General features: G+C 69.9%; 23 protein-coding genes. 7 read left to right on the top strand and 16 right to left on the bottom strand.

Annotation, left to right across the window (positions count from 1 at the left end; all coding sequences use genetic code 11):
* Window positions 1–9 precede the first annotated feature (9 nt).
* From FB380_RS18595 to FB380_RS18615, 5 genes are all read right to left on the bottom strand, one after another.
* The gene (locus tag FB380_RS18595; RefSeq protein ID WP_229682352.1) at window positions 10–756 is read right to left on the bottom strand and encodes a type II secretion system F family protein; all 747 of its coding nucleotides are present in this window, start codon (window positions 754–756) and stop codon (window positions 10–12) included.
* 116 nt (window positions 757–872) lie between these two features.
* The gene (locus FB380_RS18600; RefSeq protein WP_229682351.1) at window positions 873–2,306 is read right to left on the bottom strand and encodes a TadA family conjugal transfer-associated ATPase; all 1,434 of its coding nucleotides are present in this window, start codon (window positions 2,304–2,306) and stop codon (window positions 873–875) included.
* Complete coding sequence (locus FB380_RS18605; RefSeq protein WP_229682350.1) at window positions 2,303–3,046, bottom strand: CpaE/TadZ family protein; 744 nt, start codon at window positions 3,044–3,046, stop codon at window positions 2,303–2,305. The genes FB380_RS18600 and FB380_RS18605 overlap by 4 nt, the downstream gene beginning before the upstream one ends.
* A 43-nt stretch (window positions 3,047–3,089) precedes the next feature.
* Window positions 3,090–3,812 (bottom strand): SAF domain-containing protein, encoded by a 723-nt coding sequence (locus FB380_RS18610; protein ID WP_166756806.1) that lies wholly within the window; start codon window positions 3,810–3,812, stop codon window positions 3,090–3,092.
* Window positions 3,809–4,498 carry a hypothetical protein gene (locus tag FB380_RS18615; protein ID WP_229682349.1) on the bottom strand — a complete coding sequence of 230 codons (690 nt, stop codon included), beginning with the start codon at window positions 4,496–4,498 and terminating at the stop codon, window positions 3,809–3,811. Before FB380_RS18615 ends, FB380_RS18610 begins: the two co-directional genes overlap by 4 nt.
* Window positions 4,499–4,818: 320 nt before the next feature.
* On the opposite strand from FB380_RS18615, the gene FB380_RS18620 reads away from it, so the two are divergent.
* Window positions 4,819–5,996 (top strand): IS3 family transposase gene (locus tag FB380_RS18620; protein WP_249523877.1). Its coding sequence is split into 2 segments (ribosomal slippage): window positions 4,819–5,103 and window positions 5,106–5,996, totalling 1,176 coding nucleotides; the frame shifts between segments, so codons are not numbered across the junction.
* Between the two features lie 44 nt (window positions 5,997–6,040).
* Window positions 6,041–6,670, top strand: a complete 630-nt coding sequence (locus tag FB380_RS18625) for a peptidase (protein ID WP_166756807.1) — start codon at window positions 6,041–6,043, stop codon at window positions 6,668–6,670.
* A gap of 259 nt (window positions 6,671–6,929) precedes the next feature.
* Here the strand turns inward: FB380_RS18625 and FB380_RS18630 are convergent, their stop codons facing one another.
* From FB380_RS18630 to FB380_RS18650, 5 genes are all read right to left on the bottom strand, one after another.
* Entirely contained in the window at window positions 6,930–7,580 is a 651-nt protein-coding gene (locus FB380_RS18630; protein ID WP_166756808.1) for a TPM domain-containing protein, read from the bottom strand.
* Window positions 7,577–8,731 carry a heparan-alpha-glucosaminide N-acetyltransferase domain-containing protein gene (locus tag FB380_RS18635; RefSeq protein WP_208383690.1) on the bottom strand — a complete coding sequence of 385 codons (1,155 nt, stop codon included), beginning with the start codon at window positions 8,729–8,731 and terminating at the stop codon, window positions 7,577–7,579. The genes FB380_RS18630 and FB380_RS18635 overlap by 4 nt, the downstream gene beginning before the upstream one ends.
* A 354-nt stretch (window positions 8,732–9,085) precedes the next feature.
* A complete protein-coding gene (locus FB380_RS18640) occupies window positions 9,086–10,237 on the bottom strand; it encodes a sensor histidine kinase (protein WP_208383691.1) in 1,152 nt (383 codons plus the stop codon).
* Window positions 10,238–10,260: 23 nt separating this feature from the next.
* Window positions 10,261–11,001: a response regulator transcription factor gene (locus tag FB380_RS18645; RefSeq protein ID WP_308423062.1), complete on the bottom strand. Its 741-nt coding sequence runs from the start codon at window positions 10,999–11,001 to the stop codon at window positions 10,261–10,263.
* A gap of 54 nt (window positions 11,002–11,055) precedes the next feature.
* Window positions 11,056–11,289: an SHOCT domain-containing protein gene (locus FB380_RS18650; RefSeq protein ID WP_229682377.1), complete on the bottom strand. Its 234-nt coding sequence runs from the start codon at window positions 11,287–11,289 to the stop codon at window positions 11,056–11,058.
* Window positions 11,290–11,592: 303 nt separating this feature from the next.
* On the opposite strand from FB380_RS18650, the gene FB380_RS18655 reads away from it, so the two are divergent.
* Both FB380_RS18655 and FB380_RS18660 read left to right on the top strand, forming a co-directional pair.
* Entirely contained in the window at window positions 11,593–11,997 is a 405-nt protein-coding gene (locus FB380_RS18655; RefSeq protein WP_166756812.1) for an ArsR/SmtB family transcription factor, read from the top strand.
* A 227-nt stretch (window positions 11,998–12,224) separates the two neighbouring features.
* Window positions 12,225–13,172: a cation diffusion facilitator family transporter gene (locus FB380_RS18660; protein ID WP_229682376.1), complete on the top strand. Its 948-nt coding sequence runs from the start codon at window positions 12,225–12,227 to the stop codon at window positions 13,170–13,172.
* A 309-nt stretch (window positions 13,173–13,481) separates the two neighbouring features.
* On the opposite strand, the gene FB380_RS18665 is transcribed toward FB380_RS18660, so the two are convergent.
* Both FB380_RS18665 and FB380_RS18670 read right to left on the bottom strand, forming a co-directional pair.
* Window positions 13,482–14,045, bottom strand: coding sequence for a PepSY domain-containing protein (locus FB380_RS18665; protein ID WP_166756814.1), 564 nt, complete (start codon window positions 14,043–14,045; stop codon window positions 13,482–13,484).
* A gap of 95 nt (window positions 14,046–14,140) precedes the next feature.
* Window positions 14,141–15,052 carry a metallophosphoesterase family protein gene (locus tag FB380_RS18670; protein WP_166756815.1) on the bottom strand — a complete coding sequence of 304 codons (912 nt, stop codon included), beginning with the start codon at window positions 15,050–15,052 and terminating at the stop codon, window positions 14,141–14,143.
* A 333-nt stretch (window positions 15,053–15,385) separates the two neighbouring features.
* Here FB380_RS18670 and FB380_RS18675 point away from each other — a divergent pair, with 333 nt between their 5' ends.
* Window positions 15,386–16,045 carry a DedA family protein gene (locus FB380_RS18675; protein WP_166756816.1) on the top strand — a complete coding sequence of 220 codons (660 nt, stop codon included), beginning with the start codon at window positions 15,386–15,388 and terminating at the stop codon, window positions 16,043–16,045.
* Window positions 16,046–16,816: 771 nt separating this feature from the next.
* On the opposite strand, the gene FB380_RS18680 is transcribed toward FB380_RS18675, so the two are convergent.
* The 3 genes from FB380_RS18680 to FB380_RS18690 form a co-directional block, all read right to left on the bottom strand.
* The gene (locus FB380_RS18680; protein ID WP_341800247.1) at window positions 16,817–17,773 is read right to left on the bottom strand and encodes a PP2C family protein-serine/threonine phosphatase; all 957 of its coding nucleotides are present in this window, start codon (window positions 17,771–17,773) and stop codon (window positions 16,817–16,819) included.
* Between the two features lie 401 nt (window positions 17,774–18,174).
* Window positions 18,175–18,930, bottom strand: coding sequence for an ABC transporter permease (locus FB380_RS18685; protein ID WP_341800248.1), 756 nt, complete (start codon window positions 18,928–18,930; stop codon window positions 18,175–18,177).
* Window positions 18,931–19,153: 223 nt separating this feature from the next.
* Complete coding sequence (locus FB380_RS18690; protein ID WP_166756818.1) at window positions 19,154–19,717, bottom strand: PepSY domain-containing protein; 564 nt, start codon at window positions 19,715–19,717, stop codon at window positions 19,154–19,156.
* Window positions 19,718–19,944: 227 nt separating this feature from the next.
* On the opposite strand from FB380_RS18690, the gene FB380_RS18695 reads away from it, so the two are divergent.
* Together FB380_RS18695 and FB380_RS18700 are read left to right on the top strand one after the other, a co-directional pair.
* Window positions 19,945–20,235, top strand: coding sequence for a transposase (locus tag FB380_RS18695; protein ID WP_166756776.1), 291 nt, complete (start codon window positions 19,945–19,947; stop codon window positions 20,233–20,235).
* Between the two features lie 47 nt (window positions 20,236–20,282).
* A complete protein-coding gene (locus FB380_RS18700; protein WP_249523878.1) occupies window positions 20,283–21,107 on the top strand; it encodes an IS3 family transposase in 825 nt (274 codons plus the stop codon).
* A 39-nt stretch (window positions 21,108–21,146) separates the two neighbouring features.
* Here FB380_RS18700 and FB380_RS24900 read toward each other — a convergent pair whose 3' ends face one another.
* Complete coding sequence (locus FB380_RS24900) at window positions 21,147–21,281, bottom strand: response regulator (RefSeq protein ID WP_279591117.1); 135 nt, start codon at window positions 21,279–21,281, stop codon at window positions 21,147–21,149.
* Window positions 21,282–21,462 lie beyond the last annotated feature (181 nt).

A 21,462-nucleotide genomic window follows, 5' to 3' on the forward strand; every position in this document is an offset into this window, starting at 1 on the left:
GGAGCCCCGTCACCGGTCCACCATCACCAGGTCGGGATCGACGAGCACTCGCGGACGCGTCGGCGGGTCGGACAAGCGCCGCATCCATCGCAACGCCGTCCCGAAGACGACGACGTCCAGCAGCAGGGCCACCTGCCCGAGGACGGTGGAGTAGCCCGACAGGAACGTCCGAGCGAACAACGTCATCCCGACCACCAAGATCAGCGTGGTCACCACGATCGTGCGCATGTTGGCCCGAGGCTTGGCCCGTTCAGCCTCCACCTCACGCACCATTCGGGAGCGCTCGTCCAGGTCTGCGGCCAGCGCGGTGAGCACCTCGGCGAGTCCGGGACCGCCGTTGCGCTCGCGCAGGATGAGCACCATGGCGATCTTGTCGGCGGCAGGATCGCCGACCTCGCGTGCGAACTGCCGGAGCGCCGACTCGACACCCTGCGGGCCCATCCGGGTCACCAGGTTGCTGACTGCCGGGGCGATCGCGGCCGGCGCGGAGGTCAGCGAGCGGCGCAGCGCCTCCCGGGTCGAGCCGGCAGCGCCGGAGCTGATCAGGTCGGCCAGCCGTCGGGTCCAGTCCGCCAGTGCGTCTGAGGTGACGATCAGCTGCTTGGACGCCTTGCCTCCGCCGAGCACCTTCGGGATGAACACCACGCCACCGACCGCAGCGAGGGCGGCCACCGGCCAACCGGTGATCAGCAGGACCAACACTCCGGCCGCCAGCGCACCCACGAGCAGCGGGGTGACCTGCCGCCGGCGGGGCACGCGCGCCGACGCTGTTCCAGCGGGAAGGAGGCTGACGCCTCGCACCGTCGCGACGAAAGCAACGACGCCGCCGGCGACGAGCACTCCGGCGAGGGTCAACAGCAGGGAGCCAGCCGTCACGACGCAGCTTCCAGCGGGTGCGGATCGACCGGCCAGTCCGAGGCACCGGGATGCAGCCAGTTCAGGTCGAAGCCCACCGCGTTCAGCTTCTCGGCCAAGGGTTCGCTCAGCATCCCCGGCCCGGTGGCCTGCGCCCGGCCATCGCCAGCTCGGGGCGCGAAGACGGGCTTGAGGTCCGGGCGGCCGGAGTCGCCGATCGCCCCGAGCTCGTAGATGCCAGACACGAACCGCGAGTAGCTGCGGTCACGCTGCACGTGGACGACGAGTCCGAGGGCAGCGAGCGAGCGCAACACCAGTTCCGTTGACGGGGTGGGGTGGGCCTTCAGCGCGTTGATGAGCACCTTGTCGAAGACGCCCTCGGCCGAGGGAGAGTGGATGGTGCACATCACCGAGGCAATGCCGCTGGTCGCGGCCTCCAGCAGCGAGGTGACGTAGGCCCCGCGGACCTCACCGACCAGCACCCAGGTCGGCGAGGCCCGCAGTGCGAGGTGGAGCGCATCACCCATGTCGAAGCCACCGCGCCCCTCGGCGTTGGGCAGTCGTGACTCGAACGGCCGGCACACCGCATGCCGCTTGACCAATTGCTGATGGACCGGATCCCACCGCGGCAGGTGCAGGCCGAGCTCGCGCTCGTCCTCCACGGTGATGACGACGTTGTTCCAGGGGATGGCGTTGCCCAGAGCCCGCAGCAAGGTGGTCTTCCCGACGCCGGGCGCTCCGGTGACGAGTGGGGAGACGCCCGCCTCGACCGCGGCCTGCAGGAAGGCGCGGACCGGGGAGTCGACCATGTTCATCCGGTGCAGGTCGTCCAGGCTCGGATCGCCGAACCGGTGCACGCGGATCACCCCGGCCGGCCGGGGCAGCACGTCCATCGCCGCCTGGAGCCGGGCCCCCAGCTCTGTGACGCCCTGCAGCCGCACGTTGAGGATGGGGCTGGCTGAGGAGAACTCCCGGCTGGTCTGCCCGCCGTCCGAGCGTGACCCGATCGACCGCAGCAACTGCTCGAGCTCTTCGTCAGTGGACGCGATCGGGGGTCCGGCCACCAGCTGTCCGTCCAGCGTGCGCAACACCGTGGGGTCGCAGCCCTCGAAGTGGATGTCCTCCACGTCCTGGCGCGCGAGCAGCGGAGCCAGCCGTCCCAACCCGTCGAGCTCGGCCAGGACGGCGGCGAAGATCGTGTCCTCGGTCGTCACGGCCGGAGCCGCCCGACCACGGTGCGCTTCGTGCAGCAGCCACTGCTCGTACTCGTCGCCGATCAGCTTCCTGGTCAGCTCCCGCCGCGGACCAGGCGCGTAGTTCCTGTCCTCCACCGTCAGCCGCGTCGACACCCGGTCGCGGAGCTCGGCCACGATGCGGTACTCGGCGTCGGTGAGCTGGGCGCCTTCTGCCGTTCGGATCGTCGTCCTCGAAGCCCCCGGGATCGGGGTCATCCAGCCACCGCCGCGACATCGGACGACGACTCGGCGGAGGCGGCCAGCTTGCTGGCCAGGGACGTCGCAGCTCGCATCAACGAGGACCGCCGCATCGACTTCACGCTCATCCGGCCCCCGTCGGAGAGGACCGTTGCTGCGGCCCGGTCCTCCGGGAGCACGCCGACCAGCGGCAGCTCCAGTGCCTCTGCCACCTCACCCGCGGAGTAGGGACCGTCCCCGACGACCAACGCAGTCACGGTCGTCAGGTCGCCGAGTTCCTGGCGTAGCCGCCGGACGGCGTCCTGTGCGGCGTGCACCGATCGCACGCTGGGCCGCACCGTCAACAGCACCTGGTCTGCAGCGCGCAGCACCGGCCAGCAACCCCGGTCGCTGACCAGGCGTCCGGCGTCCACCAGGGCGTCCCTCCCGAGGGAGGCCGTGGATCGCTGCAAGGAGCGCGCGAGCCGCTCCCAGGCATCGGGGGTGAACGAGCTGCCCTGCATGGCGGTCGCGAAGCCAGGAACCAGCGTCGTCTGCGGTTGCTCCGGCACCTGGATCCCGTGCTCGGCGAGCAGCGCGGCTGCTCCTGCCACCGGTAGGTCATGGCGGGCGGCGGTTGACCAGGACAGCAAGCCGTGGTCGATGCCGACCCGGCCGGCGAGCATGCCCGGCACCATGTCCCCACCGGCAAGGTCACAGTCGGCGACCAACAGCGGCCCCGGCCAGGACAGCGCCAGTGCCCAGGTGGCTGTGGTCACGCCCGGGGCTGCCTTGCCCGAAGCCAGAACGGTCAGCATCGGATCAGCCATCACCCGGCAACAGGATCAGCGCCAGGTTCCCGGTTGAGGCGAGCTGGGCCACCGTCGGCCCGTCGTCCCCGCGGAGCCGAACGTCGACCACCGTCACCTGCGTGGTCGGGTTCTCCGGCCCCACCTCGGCGACGGTCGCCTCGATGAGTTGCTGGGCACCCCCTCCCCCAGCACCGGCCGCGCTGCTCGCACCAGCGCTGCCCGGCGTCGGGACGACAATGACCCGCTGGCCCGCCGTCAGCCCACGCGCCGGGAACTGGCCCTCCTTCATCGGCAGGGCCACCAACATCTCACCGGCCGCCAGGCCGATGTCGACGCCGACCTGGCTGCGGGTCAGCAGTCCCCCGCGGACGAGCGGGACCTGCGCGACCATCCCGATCACCTGGGACTGCTCCGCCGCTGGGATCGGCGACAGGCGCGGGTCAGACGTGACGCTCGCGACCGCCAGGTCATCAGCTGTGATCGTCGATCCCACCTGCACGTCCCGGGCCACCGCCAGCACTTCAGTGCGGGCAGTCAGCATCTGACCGGCGGCGAAGGCGACGAGCCCGCCGAGCAGCACGACCAGCACGCTGAGGACCAGCGACTTGCGGCTGACGCGTGGTCGCGCCGCGGCGCTCCGCAGTGGTGGCGCCGGCGATGGCGGCGCCACGGTTGGTGCCGGAACTGGGCTGCTCGCGACCTGCTTCGCCGCCGTCTCGGCCCGGGCGGTCATCCGGTCACCACCGCTTGCGCCTCCACGACGGCGAACGTTGCGTTCGTCGTCGTCGTGAGCTGCGGCAACGTGCCACTGCCACCTGTCGACGACGTCCATGCGACGGACCACTCGATGCCGTACGTTGCCGTGACCTGTCGGTCGGGATGGTGGATCGACGAGTGCGGATACCGGTAGTGACAGCCCGCCGGAGAGCGCGACCAGACGCCGTCTGTGGGCTGCCAGACCATGCCCGGACCTGAGCAGGAGACGGCCTCCGCCCCATCGCCGGGTGTGAAGGACAGGGCTGTCGGCGTGACCACCACCTGGGACCACACGCCGCCGGCGTCCGCACGGGCGGTCAGCGGCTGGAACCCAGCTGGGTCGGTCCAGAACCACGTGTAGGCGTTGACGACCGTGAACGGTTGCCCGTTCTGCAGCGCACCGGCCGGGTACCGCCCAGTCGTCGGCGCCGGGACCGTCAGGGTGCGCAACGCCTCTTCGGCCAGCACGGCGGGATCGACGGCTGCAGGCCCGGCCGGTGGGGTCGCGGACCAGAAGGTGAAGCCATTCGTGCCTGGGAACGAGCGACCATCGGTGTAGTAGCTGCACAAGTAGACGGCGCCGTCGGTGCGCCCACCCCAGACGGCTGCGTCCTTCGGGGGCTGCTCAACTGCCTCTTGGGCGTAGCACTGCATGGTCTGCACCCACCACCCGTCAGCGGTCTGGCAGGGAATGACGGTGGTAGTGGCGAGGGCGACCGTGCAATTCGGCTCTACGGCATCACCACGGTCACTGGCCGGAGCTGCAGCGACCGGCAGGGTCGACGGGTCCGCAGGTGCCCCGTCCGAGCTGGCCTCGACGACGCAGATGCCGTGCGAGTTGTACTGCTGGCAAGAGACCCCGTCCGTTCCGGCAGCTGCTGGGGGCGCACACCAGATGCCGACGCCGACCAGTGGGGACTGCTGCACGAGTAGGTGACATCTGATCTGTGGTGCCGAGAGGTGCCGCTGGAAGGATGTTCACCGTGCCCAAGCCCTACCCCAAGGAGTTCCGCGACGACGTCGTGAACGTCGCCCGCAACCGTGAGCCGGGCCAGCACCTGAAGCAGATCGCTGCCGACTTCGGGATCAGCGAGTCCTGTCTGACGAACTGGATGAAGGCCGCTGACGTCGAAGACGGCGTCAAGCCCGGGACCACGGCGGCGGAGAACGCGGACCTGCGCGAGGCCCGCAAGCGGATCCGGTTGCTCGAGCAGGAGAACGAGGTCCTGCGCCGCGCGGCGGCCTACCTGTCGCAGGCGAATCTGCCGGGAAAATGATCTACCCGCTCGTCCGTGAGCTCGCCGTCGACGGGATCGCCGTGACGGTGACGTGCCGGGTTCTCAAGATCGCCCGCCAGCCCTACTACCGGTGGCTGGCCGACCCGGTCACCACCAGCGACCTCACCCAGGCGCACCGGGCCAATGCGCTGTTCGACGCCCACCGGGACGATCCGGAGTTCGGCTACCGCCTGCTCGTCGACGAGGCCGCCGCGAACGGTCAGCCGATGACTGCCCGGACCGCCTGGGCGATCTGCTCGACCAACGGCTGGTGGAGCGCGTTCGGTAAGCCTCGCCGGGGCAAGGGCGGCCGTCCCGGCCCGCCGGTGCACGACGACCGGGTCAACCGGGTGTTCACCGCCGAGGCGCCCAACGCCGTGTGGTTGACCGACATCACCGAACACCGCACCGCCGAGGGCAAGCTCTACCTGTGCGCGATCAAGGACGTGCACTCCAACCGGATCGTCGGCTACTCCATCGACTCCCGGATGAAGTCCCGGCTCGCGGTCACCGCGCTGGACAACGCCGTCGCCCGGCGCCATGCCGACGGCGCTGACGTGGCCGGCTGCATCGTGCATTCCGACCGCGGATCCCAATTCCGCAGCCGGAAATTCGTGCGCGCCCTCAACCGGCATCAGCTGTCCGGCTCGATGGGCAGAGTCGGCGCGGCCGGCGACAACGCGGCCATGGAATCGTTCTTCGCCCTGCTCCAGAAGAACGTGCTCGACCGCCGCCACTGGCGCACCCAGCAAGAGCTGCGGATCGCGATCGTCACCTGGATCGAACGCACCTACCACCGCCGGCGGCGTCAGGACGCCCTCGGTCGACTCACGCCCATCGAGTACGAGACCATCGTCCCCACACTGGCCGCTCAGGCTGCCTGACCCAACCTGTCACCTGGTCGTGCAGCAGTCCCAAAGGAGGGCTGATGAACGGTGGCTGGATGTTCGCGGCGAGCCTCTCTGCTGCCACGATCACTCCCCTGCTGACCTGGTGGGGGCTGACCGAGCTGGCTCGTCGCGACCGAGCAGGCTGGACCTTGTGGTTGGCCAGCAGCCTGGGCGGCGGCCTGGCGGGAGCAGCGGCAATCGCGACGTGGCGGCGAACGGAGATCTGGGAACTGGCGCCGGTCCTGCTCCTCTGGGGATGCGCCATGGTCGCGGCAGCCTCGTGTGACGCGGTCAACCAGCGCATTCCCACTCGGCTCGTCCGGCAGGCCGGCGTCGCGACCGGCCTGCTGCTGATCGTCGGGCTCGCCATGCGCGGCGACTGGGGTGGCCTGCTGCTCAGCGGGGTCAGCACGGTTGCTGCCGGGTTCACCATGCTGCTGTGCTGGCGGTTCGCGGGGGCGGGCTACGGCGACGTCCGGCTGGCAACGCTGGGTGGCCTAGGTCTCGGACACGCGACCAGCGGCGGCCTGCTGTTGGGCCTTGCCGTGTTCGCTGGGGTGTCGTGTGCGCAGGGAGGGATCGCGCTGGCTCGTGGAGGCACCCGACAGACCACAATCCCTTTCGGTCCCGCCCTTGCAGCCGGCTTCCTCTTGGCGGCGACGCTTTGACCTGTAGCACGTCGCGCAGTGCATATGCAGCTGAACTGTCCTGTATCGAGCAGAGCTTCGATCTCGCAGGAAGGCTGAGACCGTGCCCGCACTACGCGAGTTCGACGAGGAGACGCCGCGCCCGCCTGACGCGAGACTCACCTCGACTGAAGCTTCGGCACACAACCGGCGAGCGACTTCCGCATCCCAATTCTCGGCGAGTGGCGTCCACTTCAGGATCCGCAGGTGCAACCGGTCGGGTTCTGAACCTCGGCAGCTCCTACGAAGCCTGAGTCCGCTTCGCTTGGGGCCGGCGAGACAACCGATGGGCGCCCAACAGGACGAGCAGGGCGCCTCCGATGACCGCCGACGTCGTCGCCCCCGTCCAACTGGTGCCGCCGGAGCCATCGGCCACTTCGGGGGTTTCGCCGGTGCGCAGCCCGTCCGCCAGCGATGTCACCGCGCCGCTCCAGTTGCCGTTCAGTACGTCCGGCTGGGCCGCTGCGACGACGAGCTCCTCGATTCGGCTGACGTCCCAGGGGAAGGTGTCCCCCACCCAGTACTGGTAGCCGTTGTCGTCCACGGCCATGGCGAACAGCAGATAAGAGGAGCCCAGGTCGGACTGGGTCGCGACCTGCTCTGCCCAGTCCGCTCCGGCCTCTTCGAAGTTGGACACGACGACCACGTGCAGTGATCCGCCGGTCTTGTCCCGGACGGCCTCCAAGGCGCTCTGGACCTCGGCCGCTTGGGTCTCCAAGACGCCATTCGGGTCGGTCAGCAACTCGTCCACCGCGAAGGGAGGCTCGGCGACCGCCGGGCCGGTCCCGGTCAGTACGAGGACCACGAGGCCGGCGAGGACGGTGATGACCCGGCGTACCCGCTGTCCGCCAAGGAAGTGGCTGGGTCGGGGTGGGCGACGCTGGGAGTTCACGGAGTCGAGGTGTCCGTCGGCGCTCCGGCTCGTCCGTGCACGGCTCGTCGTGCGCGCCGCGCTGCGTCGGCCGCCAGCTGCTCGAGTGGGCCCCGGCCCATCGCCATGCGCCAGGCAACGGCGAACGCGAGCACAGCCACCAGCTGCAACAGGTAGCCCGACGTGGCACTGAACACGTCCAGCGGCGAGTTGATGAACAGGACGTGCGCCGTGTACAGCGTCAGAGTCATGCCCCCGGCCGCGGCGATCGGGAGCAGGAACTTCCCCGCCGGGCGGGCGAGCAGGAGCAGGCCGCCGAGTAGCGCCGCGCTCACGCCGATGGTGTAGGCCAAGTCCAGTGGCGTCGACGTGTGCGGTGCGGTGGTCGCCAGCCACCACCAGGTCCCCGTCGGCGTGGTGCCACCGCTGCCGAAGACGAGTAGATCGCTGACGTCGGTCTCGCTGAGCCCGCTCTGGGCGGCGGTCGCGTAGAGCTGGGACTCACCTCCGAACGCCTTCAGCAGGAGGGTGGACAGGACCCAGGCCCCGACGGCGACGGCCGACCCGACTGCCAGCAGGCGGACGGCGACCCGGTGTTCGGACAGCCGCAGTCGGCCGATCGCAATGCCGATGCAGATGTAGGCCATCCACGGCAGCGCCGGGTAGAGCCCGGTGACGGTCAACTCGAGCAGCAGGCCGACGGGGTCGGTGAACACCTGCCCGAGAGCGATGTTGTCGCCGGATGCTTCCGGCAGCGCCGGACGGACGAGGTGACTGAGCACTGGGACGACGACCGCGATCGCCGTCCCGACGGCGAACAGGACTCGTGTGGACAGAAGGACCACCGGGATCGCCAGGAGGAACAGCACGGCGTAGTAGACGAGGATGACCGTGGCCAGGCTGGCGTCGGTCCAGCCCAGGAACAGGCCGACGGCGGCGATGACCCCGGCGCGGGCGGCCAGCGACGCCGCGGTCGGCTTCCACTCACCAGGCTCCACTCGCCGCCGGCCGGTCATGAAGGCGATGCCGAGCCCAGCCAGTAGCGCGAAGGTGGCGGCCGACTGGCCGGCGGCCAGCGCGTAGTGCCAGGTGACCTCGCCGTTGTCGTCGTAGGCCCACAGGGAGTGCACCGCCATCATCCCGAGCAGGGCCAGTCCCCGCGTGGCGTCCACACCGATCAGCCGGCCCGGGGTCGTCAGGCTGGGCGGCCCGGGATCCTGTCGGGCATCCGCACGCATCCGGTCTGCCCGCGGACCGTGCAGCTCGGGATCCCTGGGCGCACCGGTCGAGGCGGTGTCGGCTGCCGAACATCTGGAGTCCTCGCGGTCCGGCATCAGGACCCCACCCCGGCATGACGCTGCTGGATCACGGACATCGGCGCGGACTGCTGCGGCGCGTGCATGCTCACCACCATGCGTCCGCCGGCTGGGGAGCACATCCCGTCGACCGGCTGCCGGGTATCCGCCGATCGGCGGGTTCCCCGCCTGCCGGTCAGCGGTCGCCGATGGCGCGAGGCGCCGAGTGCCTCAGCGTGCCGGGCGCGCCGACGGCGCCTCCGGGGGGAGACCGGTGCTGCCCACCGACCCGGAGTCAGGTTCTCCGGGGAAGACGGCCTTGACGGTGAAGCCGCCGTCGGCCGTGCGTTCGGCGCGGAACGCACCACCGAGCTGTTCGGCGCGCTCGCGCAGGCCAACGAGGCCGTGTCCTCCGCCTGCCGGGCCGGAGTACGAGCGTGCACCCGGCGGCGGGGCGTTGCGTACGGTCACGCATAGATCAGGGCCGGACGGCGCGACGGTGACCGTGACCTGAGCGCCTCCAGCGTGCTTACCGGCGTTGGTCAATGCTTCCTGCACGGTCCGGTAAGCCGCCCGTTCAACCGCATCGGGCCAGCTGCGACCGGCCGTCCGACGAATGTCTAGCGCGGCGTCCTGGCCGCTGTTCCGGATCAGCCGCGGGATGTCGCTGATGCGGGGTTGGGGGGCGAGTTCCGGCGCCTGCTCGGCCGAGGAACGAAGGACGCCGACCATCTGCCGGAGCTCGGTGAGGGTCTGCACGCTGAGCCGGCGGATGGTGTCGGCGGCCTCACGCACCTGGCCGTCCGACGTCGTGGTGCTCAGCGCTCCCGCCTGCACGGCGATGAGGCTGACCTGGTGGGACACCACGTCGTGCATCTCCCGGGCCAGCCGCGTCCGTTCCTCTGCGAGCACCGTCCGGGACAGCAGCTCCCGCTCCCGCTCCTGACCGGCGGTCAACTCGTCGAACCGGTCGGACAGCTCCCGACGGGTCCGAGCCAGCAGCCCCAGCGCCACCGGCCCTCCGGCGAACACCGTGGCGTAGATGAGGCCAAGCGGGTCGCCGAACAAGCCCACGAGATCGGCGCCGTCGAATGGCCACGGGAGGAGGTACCCCAGTCCGGCGAGAGCGCCGCAGACCGCGGTCGGCCAGCGGTTCCGGGTCGCTGCGGCCACCGTGTAGAGGGCGGTCAACGGCGCGATGAGGACGTAGCCGCTGAACAACGCGGGCACCGTGAGGGCGAAGACCGCGAAGGGATGGCGACGCCGGATCGTGAGCGCCAGGGCGGCGATCACGGACAGGGTCAACGCGCTGCTGGTGGCGTGGGCGTTGCTGAGCCAGGCGTCGAGCAGCGCCAGGCCGACGAGCCCGGCATCCACCAGCACCGCACGCGTCCGCGGAGCTACGGTCACTGGGCTTTGTCTTCAGGTGGCACGATCCCAGCTTCCTGGGCCACCACCGCCGCTTGCACCCGGTTCGCCACGCCGAGGCCGGCGAGGACCGCGCTGACGTAGTCCTTCACCGTGGCGGTGCTCAAGTACAGGCGACGCCCGATCTCCGCGTTGGACAACCCGAGCCCCAGCAGACCGAGCACCTCCCGCTCGCGCGGGCTCATCGCCTCGACCCGCGCCACGCTCGCCGGTGGCCCGGTCCGGCCGCGGTAGCCGTCGATCACCGTGCGCGTGACCGCGGGGGACAACACTCCCTCACCGAGGGCCAGCGCCCGGACGGCGGCGATCAGCTGGGCGGGCTCGGTGTCCTTGAGCAGAAATCCCGCCGCACCGGCGCCGAGGGCCTCGGCGACGAACTCGTCGGAGTGGAAGGTGGTCAGCATCGCGACAACCGGCGCGTCGGGCCAGCCGACCAGCTCACGGAGGACGGCCAGACCGTCGACCTCAGGCATCCGGATGTCCAGCAGCGCGACGTCCGGCCGGTGACGACGGATCTCTTCCACGGCCTCGGCACCAGCACAGGTCGCGATGACGTCGATGTCCGCCGCCGAGCCCAGGATCATCTGCAAACCGGACCGGACCAGTGCCTCGTCGTCCACCACCATGACGCGGTGCATGTGGTCGCCTCCCAGCGCGCCGTCGGGACTCCATCTTCCACACGGCGGCGAGCCGAGCAGAGTTCGCACGACCCGCACCACCGAACAGACCGAGGCCGCCCAGTTGACGGGCACGGCGCCGACTGAGTGGCTGCACTACTCGTGCTCCTCCAGTGCGGTCAGGCGCGCCCGGTACTCCTCGGTGGTCAACTCGCCGCGGGCGTAGCGCTCGTCGAGCACCTCTCGGGCACGACTTCTACGCGGCCTGTCATCGGCGTGCGTGGGGCCCGCCTTGCGGTGGACGCCGCCCCCGATCGCCCGGACCACCACAACGACCACCAGCGTGAGCCCCACGATCAACAGCAGTCCGAAGATCAACATCCAGCCCATGCCCGCTCCCGAACCCATCATGATCTTGCCTTCCTCTCTCTGGACGCTGCTCGGGCGTGGGCGGCCGTCCGTGCGGAGTCGGCAGAGCGCGGGGTCAAGCGACAGCAGCTGATGCGCTTGCTGCGATGAGCCATCGCGTTCGTCCGTTCAGCACCGGTTGCGGCATGCCGGACGTCGCAGCGGCCTCGCGCCCGACCACCGGGGCCCAACGACCTACCGACCGATCGTTCCACGGATGGGCTTTTGGCCTCTCCTGCCCGGTATCAGCGATCCGATCTGGTCTCCGTTGTCTACTATCCGCGTATGCGTGCAGATAGTCGATCAATTCCTAGTCCACTTCCGGGTGATCAGGTCAACCTCGCCGTGGAGGTGTTCCGCATGCTGGCCGACAGCACGCGCATCCACCTCCTCTGGGCACTCATCGACCGGGAGCTGTCGGTCAACGAGCTCGCCGCCGAGGTCGGGAAGCTGCCGGCTTCGGTCTCCCAGCATCTGGCCAAACTCCGCATGAGCCGACTGGTGAGCACCCGCCGGGAGGGCACGCAGATCTACTACCGCCTGGAAAACGATCACATCGCCCGGCTCGTCACCGATGCGCTCTACAACGCCGAGCACGCGAGCACCGGAGTTCCCGAGCACCACCGCACCGACGCAGGCGTCACCGCCCTCACTCAGCCGACCTCCACGACCGGAACGGACACGCCATGACCGCTCCAGGGCAGCCGGACCATCCCCGCGCCGTCAAGCGCGGCCGTTCCTCCGGGCACGACCACGACGACCGGCCGGGCCACGGGCACCAGGGGTCCCACACACACGGCCACGCTCAGGTCCACGGCCACGGCCACGACGAGACGCACGGACACAACCACGGGCGGGGACTGACCGGGTTGCTCCGCGCCGTCTTCCGGCCACACAGCCACGACTCGACCGACTCGGTGGACTCCGCCCTGGAAGCCAGTAAGGAGGGCGTGCGCGCCCTGAAGATCAGCCTTGTCGCGCTGCTGGTTACGGCGCTGGCCCAGGCGGTTGTGGTGTTCTTCACCGGGTCGGTCGCCCTGCTGGCCGACACGATCCACAACTTCTCCGACGCGCTGACCGCCGTCCCGTTGTGGATCGCCTTTGTCCTCGGCCGACGGGCGGCCTCCCGCCGCTACACCTACGGCTACGACCGCGCAGAGGACCTCGCCGGCGTCTTCATCGTCGTCATGATCGCCCTGTCCGCGGTGGTTGCCGGCTACGAGTCCGTCCGCCGGCTGATCGACCCGCAGCCGATCAGCAACGTCGGGGTCGTCATCGCCGCTGGCCTCATCGGCGCGGCCGGCAACGAACTGGTCGCGCTGTACCGCATACGCGTCGGCCGCAAGATCGGCTCCGCGGCGTTGGTCGCGGACGGCCTGCACGCCCGCACCGACGGATTCACCTCACTCGCCGTCGTCCTCGGCGCTCTCGGTGTCCTCGCCGGGTTCCCCCTGGCTGACCCGCTAGTCGGCCTCGGCATCACCGTGGCGATCCTGTTCGTGCTCAAGGGCGCGGCGACCGAGATCTACCGGCGACTGATGGACGCCGTCGAACCCGAACTGGTCGACGCCGCCGAGACCAGCATCACCGCCACCCCCGGGGTGCTGGGCATTGAGCGCCTACGCCTGCGCTGGACCGGGCACCGCATCCGCGCCGAAGCCGCCGTATTCGTCGACCCGGCGATCGGCGTCGTCGCGGGCCACGCGATCGCCGTCGACGTCCACCACCGACTGCTGCACGACGTCCCCCGCCTGATCGACGCCACCGTGCACGTCAGCCCGCTCGACGACGGCGAACAGGATCATCACGCTGCGCTGGCCCACCATCGGGCAAGTACACCGGTCGCCGGCATCACGGGCACCTGAGTGCAAGGAGAGGGATCCCGGCTGGTTGCGACGAAGGCAACAGCCTCGACCGTACGAGCCGATCGACAAAGGGACTGGTGAGCCGCGTGGGCGCCCACTGGTGGTGGACGCTGGCCGGCGTCCTGGGCGGTCTGCTGCTCCTATGAGTGGTGCTCCTGGCTGCGCTCTGGACCGCCAGTCCCGACGAGGTCCAGATTCCCGAGTTGCTGCGCCTACTCCCCGACGTCGTTCGCCTTCCATAGTGCGGACACGCAGCGGCCCCCGGCTTGTCGTGCGCCGGGGGACGCTGCGATCCGTGGATCCGAACGATCAGTCCTGGGTGTTGTTCGGCCCCTCGGGCTGGTCGGCGGCGTCGGCAGGGTCGCCGACGTCCTCAGCCTGCTGAGCCAGGACGTCGCCGTTGCCGGCGTCGATGACCACCTCGGTCACCGTGCCGTCAGCGCCGTTGACCTCCACGATGTAGACCACCCAGCCGTTCTCGTTGTCCAGGTCGGTCTCGGCCACCGTGCCCGGAACCGCCGCCAGCGCAGCCTGCTCGGCCTGCTGCGGGGTCAGCATGGCCAGTGCCTGCAGCGACGCCTGCTCCTGATCCTCGCTGCCCGAGACCTCCTGCCCGTCGGCCTGCTCGGTCTCCGCCGGCGCCGCCACGCTGCCGGTGAAGGCCGGGTCCTGGTCCTCCTGCTCGCTACCCGGGCCGCCGTCGGGACCGTCGTCGGTCTCCCCGTCGGGCTCCTGCTGGCCGACCGCGGAACTGGTCGCCGCCGGTGCGGAGCCGTTGTCCGAGGCGGCCGCGATCGACGCACCGCCACCGACCAGGACGGCGGTGAGCAGACCGGCCGCTGCCAGCTTGCGCTTGTCCATGTTGAGGTTCATGTGTCCTCCTGTGTGACCGGGCGCCGGGGACGGCGCCAATGCACGCATCCGCGGCCCGTACGGCGGGCCACGGCTGGACGAGGGAGCGGACGTTCCTACCGGGTGATGGTGAAGGAGTCGAGGAGGTTGCCGTCCTGGTCGATGGCCCGGCCGACGAGTTGGTCGTCGTAGGCGAGGAGATCCAGGTAGTGCAGCGTTGCGCTGCTGACCGCGGTGAAGTCCTGGTGCCCTACCGGGCGGGTCTTCGCCCCGGCGCCCGAAACGACGTAGATCACGCCGTCCTGCGGCGTCGAGCGCTGGTAATCGTGGTCGTGGCCGGCCAGGACCAGCGGCACCCCGGCGTCCGCGAACAGGGGGCCCCACGCCTCCCGCACTGACAAGTCCGATCCATGGTGGCCGGCGGAGTAGGCGGGATGGTGCATGGCCGCCACGGTCCAGGTTCCGGCCGCCTGTGGAGCGGCAAGCGTCTCGCGCAGCCACTGCGTCTGTTCGGGATCGTCCACGCGATTGGAGTCCAGGACCAGGACCCGTACCGATCCGACCTGTGCCGCATACCAGGGGGCATCAGCTCCCAGGGCGGTCAGGATCTGTTGCTGCTCCCCGCTGCCGTAGTCGTGGTTGCCGAGCACCGGCAGCAGCTGCGCCCCGCTGTCCAGGACCGGCGCGAATGGCTCAGTCACCACGCGGTCGACGAGCGTGGCGTCGCCGACGTCGTAGATCAGGTCCCCGAGCAGCAGCAGCGCGTCGTAGGGCCGCTCCCCACCCTCCGCCGCCATGCGCCCGCCGGTGGCCTCCTCGGCTGGGGTGCCGGTCCCGGTGTCCCCCGCTACCGCGATGCGTACGTCGGGTGCGCCTTCTATCGCCGGGACCTCCTGGCCGGCGCTCGCCGACGGGCGGTCCCCGGTGAGGAGCGGCGTCAACGCCGCCGGGGGCGAGACTGAGAGGTAGCCGACGAAGCCGAGGATGACCAGAAGACCGACGATGCCGCCGGCGCGTCGACGACTCATAGGCCGATCCTCCGCCACTGCCGCTGAGAGCACGCTGAGGACGCCGCCTGTCATGTGGCTCGCTACCCGCCCGGCCCCTGGATGGACACCCAGCCCGGCATGCCGCTGAGTGGAGGGCCAGGCACCGGGAGGTCCAGACGGGGATGAGGGGCCAGCGCCGCAGCGGGCGCGAACTTGACGTCCGGGCCCGGGAGCCGCCGCAGTGTCTCAGCGAGCTCTCAGGTGCACCGCGGCACCGTGAGCATGCATCCAGCCCTCTCCACGGGGGCTCTGGGTGACGGCCGAGAGCCAGACGAGCCCGGCGCACCGTCGGGCTGACAAGGAGACGGGCGCATGACTGTGCTGGCACAGACCACTTCCGGGTCCAGCGGCGACAACCTCACCGGTCTCGCGGGATGGGCCGCCGACACCATGACCAGCCTGGGAGGCCCCGGCGTCGGCGCGATCGTCGCGCTGGAGAACCTCTTCCCGCCCATCCCGAGCGAAGTGGTGCTGCCGTTGGCGGGATTCCTCGCTGGACAAGGCCGGCTCAGCGTCGTGGCCGTGATCGCCTGGGCCACCGCAGGTTCGGTGGCCGGGGCGCTGGTGCTCTACGCGTTGGGCGCGGTCTTCGGCCGGCAGCGACTGCTCCGGATGGCCGATCGCCTGCCGTTAATCTCGATCGACGACGTGCAGCGGGCTGAGCGCTGGTTCGCCCGTCGCGGTGGGCAAGCGGTCCTGCTCGGTCGCTTCGTACCCGTCGTACGCAGCCTGGTCAGCATCCCGGCCGGCGTCGAACGCATGCCACTGCTGAAGTTCACCCTGTACACGACCATTGGTAGCGCGTTGTGGAACTCATTGTTCGTCCTGCTCGGATACGCACTTGGTAGCCGGTGGCAGCAGGTCGGCGCGTACAGCAGTTACATCAACAACGCCGCCATCGGCCTCATCGGCCTGGCCGTGGTCGTCATCGTCATCAGGCGGCTTCGCGCCCGCCGACCAACTCCCGAGTGACAGGCCGGAGGGAATCGGCGGGGACTCGTCCGAGCCTGGTCCAGCGCGGGCGGGGCGACCGGCAGGCACACGCCGCCCGGCTAGACGACGCCCTGTTCGGCCTCGCTCGTCCCGACAGACCGCGCTCCATGGCCATCCCGACGCGTTCATCGGGCTCTCAGCTAGCGCCTGGAACCGTGGCTGGGTAACAACCTCAAGGCAAATCAGGGAGTGACGACCGTGATTCCTAGCGGCTCGGTCACGGCGATCCGTCGAGGTGATGCCGCCCCTTTGGCTCCCCGTGGTTCTCGAGCCCCAGGGGCCTCCTCCTCGCATTCCTGGAGGATGCTGACCACGCTGACCGGGCGGTCGCCGCCCTGCGGAGAGCCGGGTTCAGCGGGCAGGCGTTGAGGGTCTACGCCGGTGAGCAGATCCTCGATGACTACCGGCGCCACATGGCGCAGCGAAGCGTTTTTCAGCGCATCGCAGGCGCCGTGACTGCCGCCCCGGACAGCATCAACCTCTACTTGGGATACGCCCGCGACGGGTGCTCAGCTGTCTGGATCCACGTCCCAGACCACGAGGCGGCCAACCGGACCGTCCGCCACTTGGCGGGATCGCACGCGTTCTGCTTTCGGCATTACGGCCGCTGCCGCCAACGCGACATCATCGTCTGCCGCTCGACCTCCTGAGCGCCTGAGTGCCGCGTTCACGCCCTCCAGCAGCACCTTGGGATCGCTCCCAGGAGGGGCGGTCACTAACTCTCGCTGAACTCAACGCACCGCCAGTCCGTCACAGGGCGCGCCGCTTCGCCAGGGTCTGGTCAGCACCTCCCCGACGCGACGGCGGTGCGCTCCGGGCGCTCGTCCGGCTCGGCGGCAGCACCCACGACCACGGTCGGCCCTTCTCTGCCGCCTCTGCCGTGGTGACATCTGCGACGATCACCGTGATGTTGTCCCTGGCAGGCGCCGTCTGCACGCTCTCCATCAGCCGGACCGCTGCAGCTGAAGCGGTGTACTCCTGGGTGAGAGCCCGGCGGGTCCTCCGCCACGAGGTGTCGCCCCACAGACCGTCGGAGCACAGCAGAACCCGGTCCCCCGGAAGGGCCCGCAATGTGGAAGTTGCCACGTTGACCGTGTCGTCCTCGCGGCCTTGCAGAGCGGCGATGAGCACCGATCGCCACGGATGATTCCGCGCCTGCTCGGTGGAGATGCTGCTGGCGTCGAGCATCGCCTGGACGACCGAGTGGTCTCTGGTCAAGGCGACGAGCTGCCCGCCGCGGAGCAGGTAGGCGCGGGAGTCACCGATGTGCGCTACGACCAAGTGGCCGGCGCCGGAGAGTGCCATCGCCGTCAGCGTCGTAGCCATGCCCGCCAACACGGGCACCTCGGAGCGCAGCCGGCCGAGGCGGCGGTTTGCCCTGGACACGGCCCGGCGGAGCTGCGCCTCCGGATCTCCATCACACGGCAGTGGAAGTTGCTCCACCAGGGAGGTGATGGCCAGCGCTGACGCTGCCGCCCCACCGACATTGCCGCCGACCCCGTCCGCGACCGCCACGAGCTCAGGACTCGCTAGCCCGGAGTCTTGGTTGTCCGGGCGCGGCCCTCGGGACGACAAGGCCGCTCCGGAGAACATGAGCCGAGGAGCCAGTCGTCCTGTCGCCTCAAGCTGGCGACCAGTGGCCGGCGTCGGGCTCCCCGACGAACCTACGGTCCGACCGTCGGCGTTGCTCCGCGGATCACACTGCATGACCGATGCACTCACGACGTCCTCCTCGGGAACGCTGAACGAGCGGTCGCTCGCTGCGGATGACCAATCGTTGCCCGGGAGCACTGAGAGCCGGCTGAGATGTGTGGGGAGTACTCGAACAGCGGAAGTAGTTCGAGCCGTCCGGATCGCGGCAGCCGCGAGATGACAAGTTCGGACGCTCGGCCATCGGAGCCCGCCCCCATCCGTAGGACATCTCAGACCGGGTGGGCGCCAATCCGGAGATCAGGACTTTCACGCCTCGGCCATCCATTCCTCTGGTGCGGCGCCTTGCCAGGACGAGCTCGTGGGCGCCTGCCCAGCGCGCTCGCGCCTCATGGCTGGTTCCACGGTCGTAACTCCAGCTTCTTCAGCCGGGGCGCGCATGGCTGGGTCACCACTCGTCATGGACGATGCAGGTGGCCGCGAGCGACTTGTTCGGTGACGACCCAGATGGCGACGATCTCTACCAGGAGCAGCCCTACGAGGACGAGCAACTGGGCGGCGCCGGCCTGCATCGCGCTTCCTCCGCCAAGGAGGACACCGACGTACGCGCCGGGCAATGTCACCAGCCCGACGGTGCGCGTTTGGTCCAGCGCAGGGACCAATGCGGTGGCAGCGGCCGGACGGACCACCTCGAGGACGGCGTCGCGAGGCAGGAGCCCGAGAGCGAGGGCGGCCTCGACCTCGCCCCGGCGTTGCTGGAGCTCGTCGAACAGCCGACGCCCAGCCAGCGAAGTAGCAGTCATCGCGCCGCCGATGAGGATTCCACCGATGGGGACAACGGCTTCCCCGCTCAGGGGCACGGTTCCGGTGACCATCACCAGTCCGACGACGGGCAGGGCTCCCACGCCGATCGGCAGGACCATCCTCGCAGCACTGGAAGCTCCTCCCGATGACCGCAGCCGGGTCCCGGTCACCCGCCGGGCGGATGTGACAGCGGCAACGGTGAGCATGACGAAGATGAAGACGGTCGACAGCCACAAGGAGCGGACGACGGCGACCAGGACGGCGGACACGGCGGCCAGCTGGAGCACCGCTCGAGCAGCAGCGACCACGATCGGGCGGCTCTGGTGGAAGCCGGAAAGAGCGCCAGCCGTAGCCGCACCCGCAACCAGGAGGAGCAGGACACCCCCGAGCGCCCAGCTCAGCGTGACGATGGTCGACTCCCTGTTCCTGCCACCGGCGGCTCCCCTCGAGCCAGCCGATCAACGGTCGTATCGTTCACCCGACCACAGGCATGGACCAGGCTCCAGCCGGAAACGGAGGTCTCGCGCCCCTACCCGGTTATAGGAGTCTCCTGCCAGGACATGAGGCGGACGCACGGCGACCCCCGAGCGCCGAGCGCTTCGGGGGCCGCCGTGGTCCAGTGGCGAGATCCGATCAGTCCTGGGTGTCGTTCGGCCCCTCGGGCTGGTCGGCGGCGTCGGCAGGGTCGCCGACGTCCTCAGCCTGCTGAGCCAGGACGTCGCCGTTGCCGGCGTCGATGACCACCTCGGTCACCGTGCCGTCAGCGCCGTTGACCTCCACGATGTAGACCACCCAGCCGTTCTCGTTGTCCAGGTCGGTCTCGGCCACCGTGCCCGGAACCGCCGCCAGCGCAGCCTGCTCGGCCTGCTGCGGGGTCAGCATGGCCAGTGCCTGCAGCGACGCCTGCTCCTGATCCTCGCTGCCCGAGACCTCCTGCCCGTCGGCCTGCTCGGTCTCCGCCGGCGCCGCCACGCTGCCGGTGAAGGCCGGGTCCTGGTCCTCCTGCTCGCTACCCGGGCCGCCGTCGGGACCGTCGTCGGTCTCCCCGTCGGGCTCCTGCTGGCCGACCGCGGAACTGGTCGCCGCCGGTGCGGAGCCGTTGTCCGAGGCGGCCGCGATCGACGCACCGCCACCGACCAGGACGGCGGTGAGCAGACCGGCCGCTGCCAGCTTGCGCTTGTCCATGTTGAGGTTCATGTGTCCTCCTGTGTGACCGGGCGCCGGGGGTGGCGCCGATGCACTCACAGTGCAACCCGGCCGCTGTGGAGACCCTGAGAGCAGCTGAGAGCCCTCACAAGGAGCTCATCAGCACAAACGCGGCAGCCGATCTCGTGGGTCGGGCCGGACGGGCCACGTCCTGGAGCTTGACCCGGTTTCCCGGACACCTGACCTGAGGCGAGAATCGCCTGGGAGAGGAGTCCTGGATGCCTGCAGCCAAGCCGCTGGAGTTCCGTCGCCGTGCCGTGGAGCTGGCCCGCCAGCGGGAGAAGCCGATCGCTGAGATCGCCCATGATCTGGGGATCGCGGAGTCCTGCCTGCGGCGGTGGATGAAGCTCGATGACGTCGACGCCGGCCGGGTCGAGGGCACGACCAGCGATGAGAGGGCCGAGCTGGTGCGCCTGCGCCGGGAGCTGCGGGTCGCGAAGATGGAGATCGAGATCCTCAAGCGGGCCTCTGCCTACTTCGCCCGCGAGGTGCTCCCGGACCCAAAATAGCGTTCCGGCTGGTTCGTGAGCTCGCCGCCGACGGCTTCCCCGTGACGGTGACCTGCCGGATTCTGCGGGTCTCCCGCTCAGGCTTCTACGAGTGGAACGGCCGCCCACCATCGCTCCGGGCAGTCGCCGACGCGTCGCTGACCACGACGATCCGCGAGGTGCACGTCAGCTCTCGCGCCACCTATGGGGCGCCTCGGGTGCACGCCGAACTCCGTCTCGGTCTCGGGCTGGCGTGCGGGCGCAAGCGGGTCGCCCGGCTGATGCGCACCGCTGGGCTGGTCGGGGTCTGCCACCGGCGCAAGCACCGCCGCACCGGACCCCTGCCGGCACCGCACGAGGACCTGGTGCAGCGCCGGTTCGCCGCTGACGCACCGGACCGGCTGTGGGCCACCGACATCACCGAACACCCCACGGCCGAGGGAAAGGTCTACTGCGCCGCCGTGCTCGACGTGTTCAGCCGGACCATCGTCGGCTGGTCGATCGCTGACCACATGCGCTCTGAGCTGGTCGTCGACGCCCTGGAGATGGCCCGCTGGCGCCGCCGGCCAGCACCCGGCGCGATCGTGCACAGCGACCGCGGATCGCAGTACACCAGTTGGATCTTCGGGCACCGGCTCCGCTCGGCCGGGCTGCTGGGCTCGATGGGCCGAGTCGCCTCCAGCGTGGACAACACCATGATGGAGAGCTTCTGGTCGACCATGCAGCGCGAGCTCCTGGACCGCCGCCAGTGGTCGACCAGAGCCGAACTGGGCTCGGCGATCTTCGAGTGGATCGAAGGCTTCTACAACCCCCGACGACGCCACTCCGGCCTCGGCTACCGCAGCCCCGCAGAGTTCGAAGCCCTTCACACCGCCGCACTCACCGCGGCATGATCACCGAACCGAACGTGTCCGGAGAACCGGGTCAAGCTCCTAGCTGTTGACCTCGGCGTTGAAGAGGCCATCCGTGCCGTTGTGCACCACATCGACGACGAACCCCTCGGCGCTGAGCCCGCGGCGGACGTTCTCAGCCAACCGGACCTCGTCCTCCACCAACAGCACTCTCATTCCCCACACCTCCTGTCCGGGAGCAGTGTGACCGGCCTTTGCTGAGGGTCGGCTGAGAACCGCGATCCAGCTCGCCGTCGGCGGCACGCACTCGCCCTGCCAGGCTGAGCGCCAAAGCCCTCCTCGTGGCCCATCTCTCTTGCCTTGACGATGGGTCACGTCGGCTGGGCCGTCACGCGCA

This window comes from Modestobacter marinus (genome assembly GCF_011758655.1).
GTDB lineage: Bacteria > Actinomycetota > Actinomycetes > Mycobacteriales > Geodermatophilaceae > Modestobacter > Modestobacter marinus.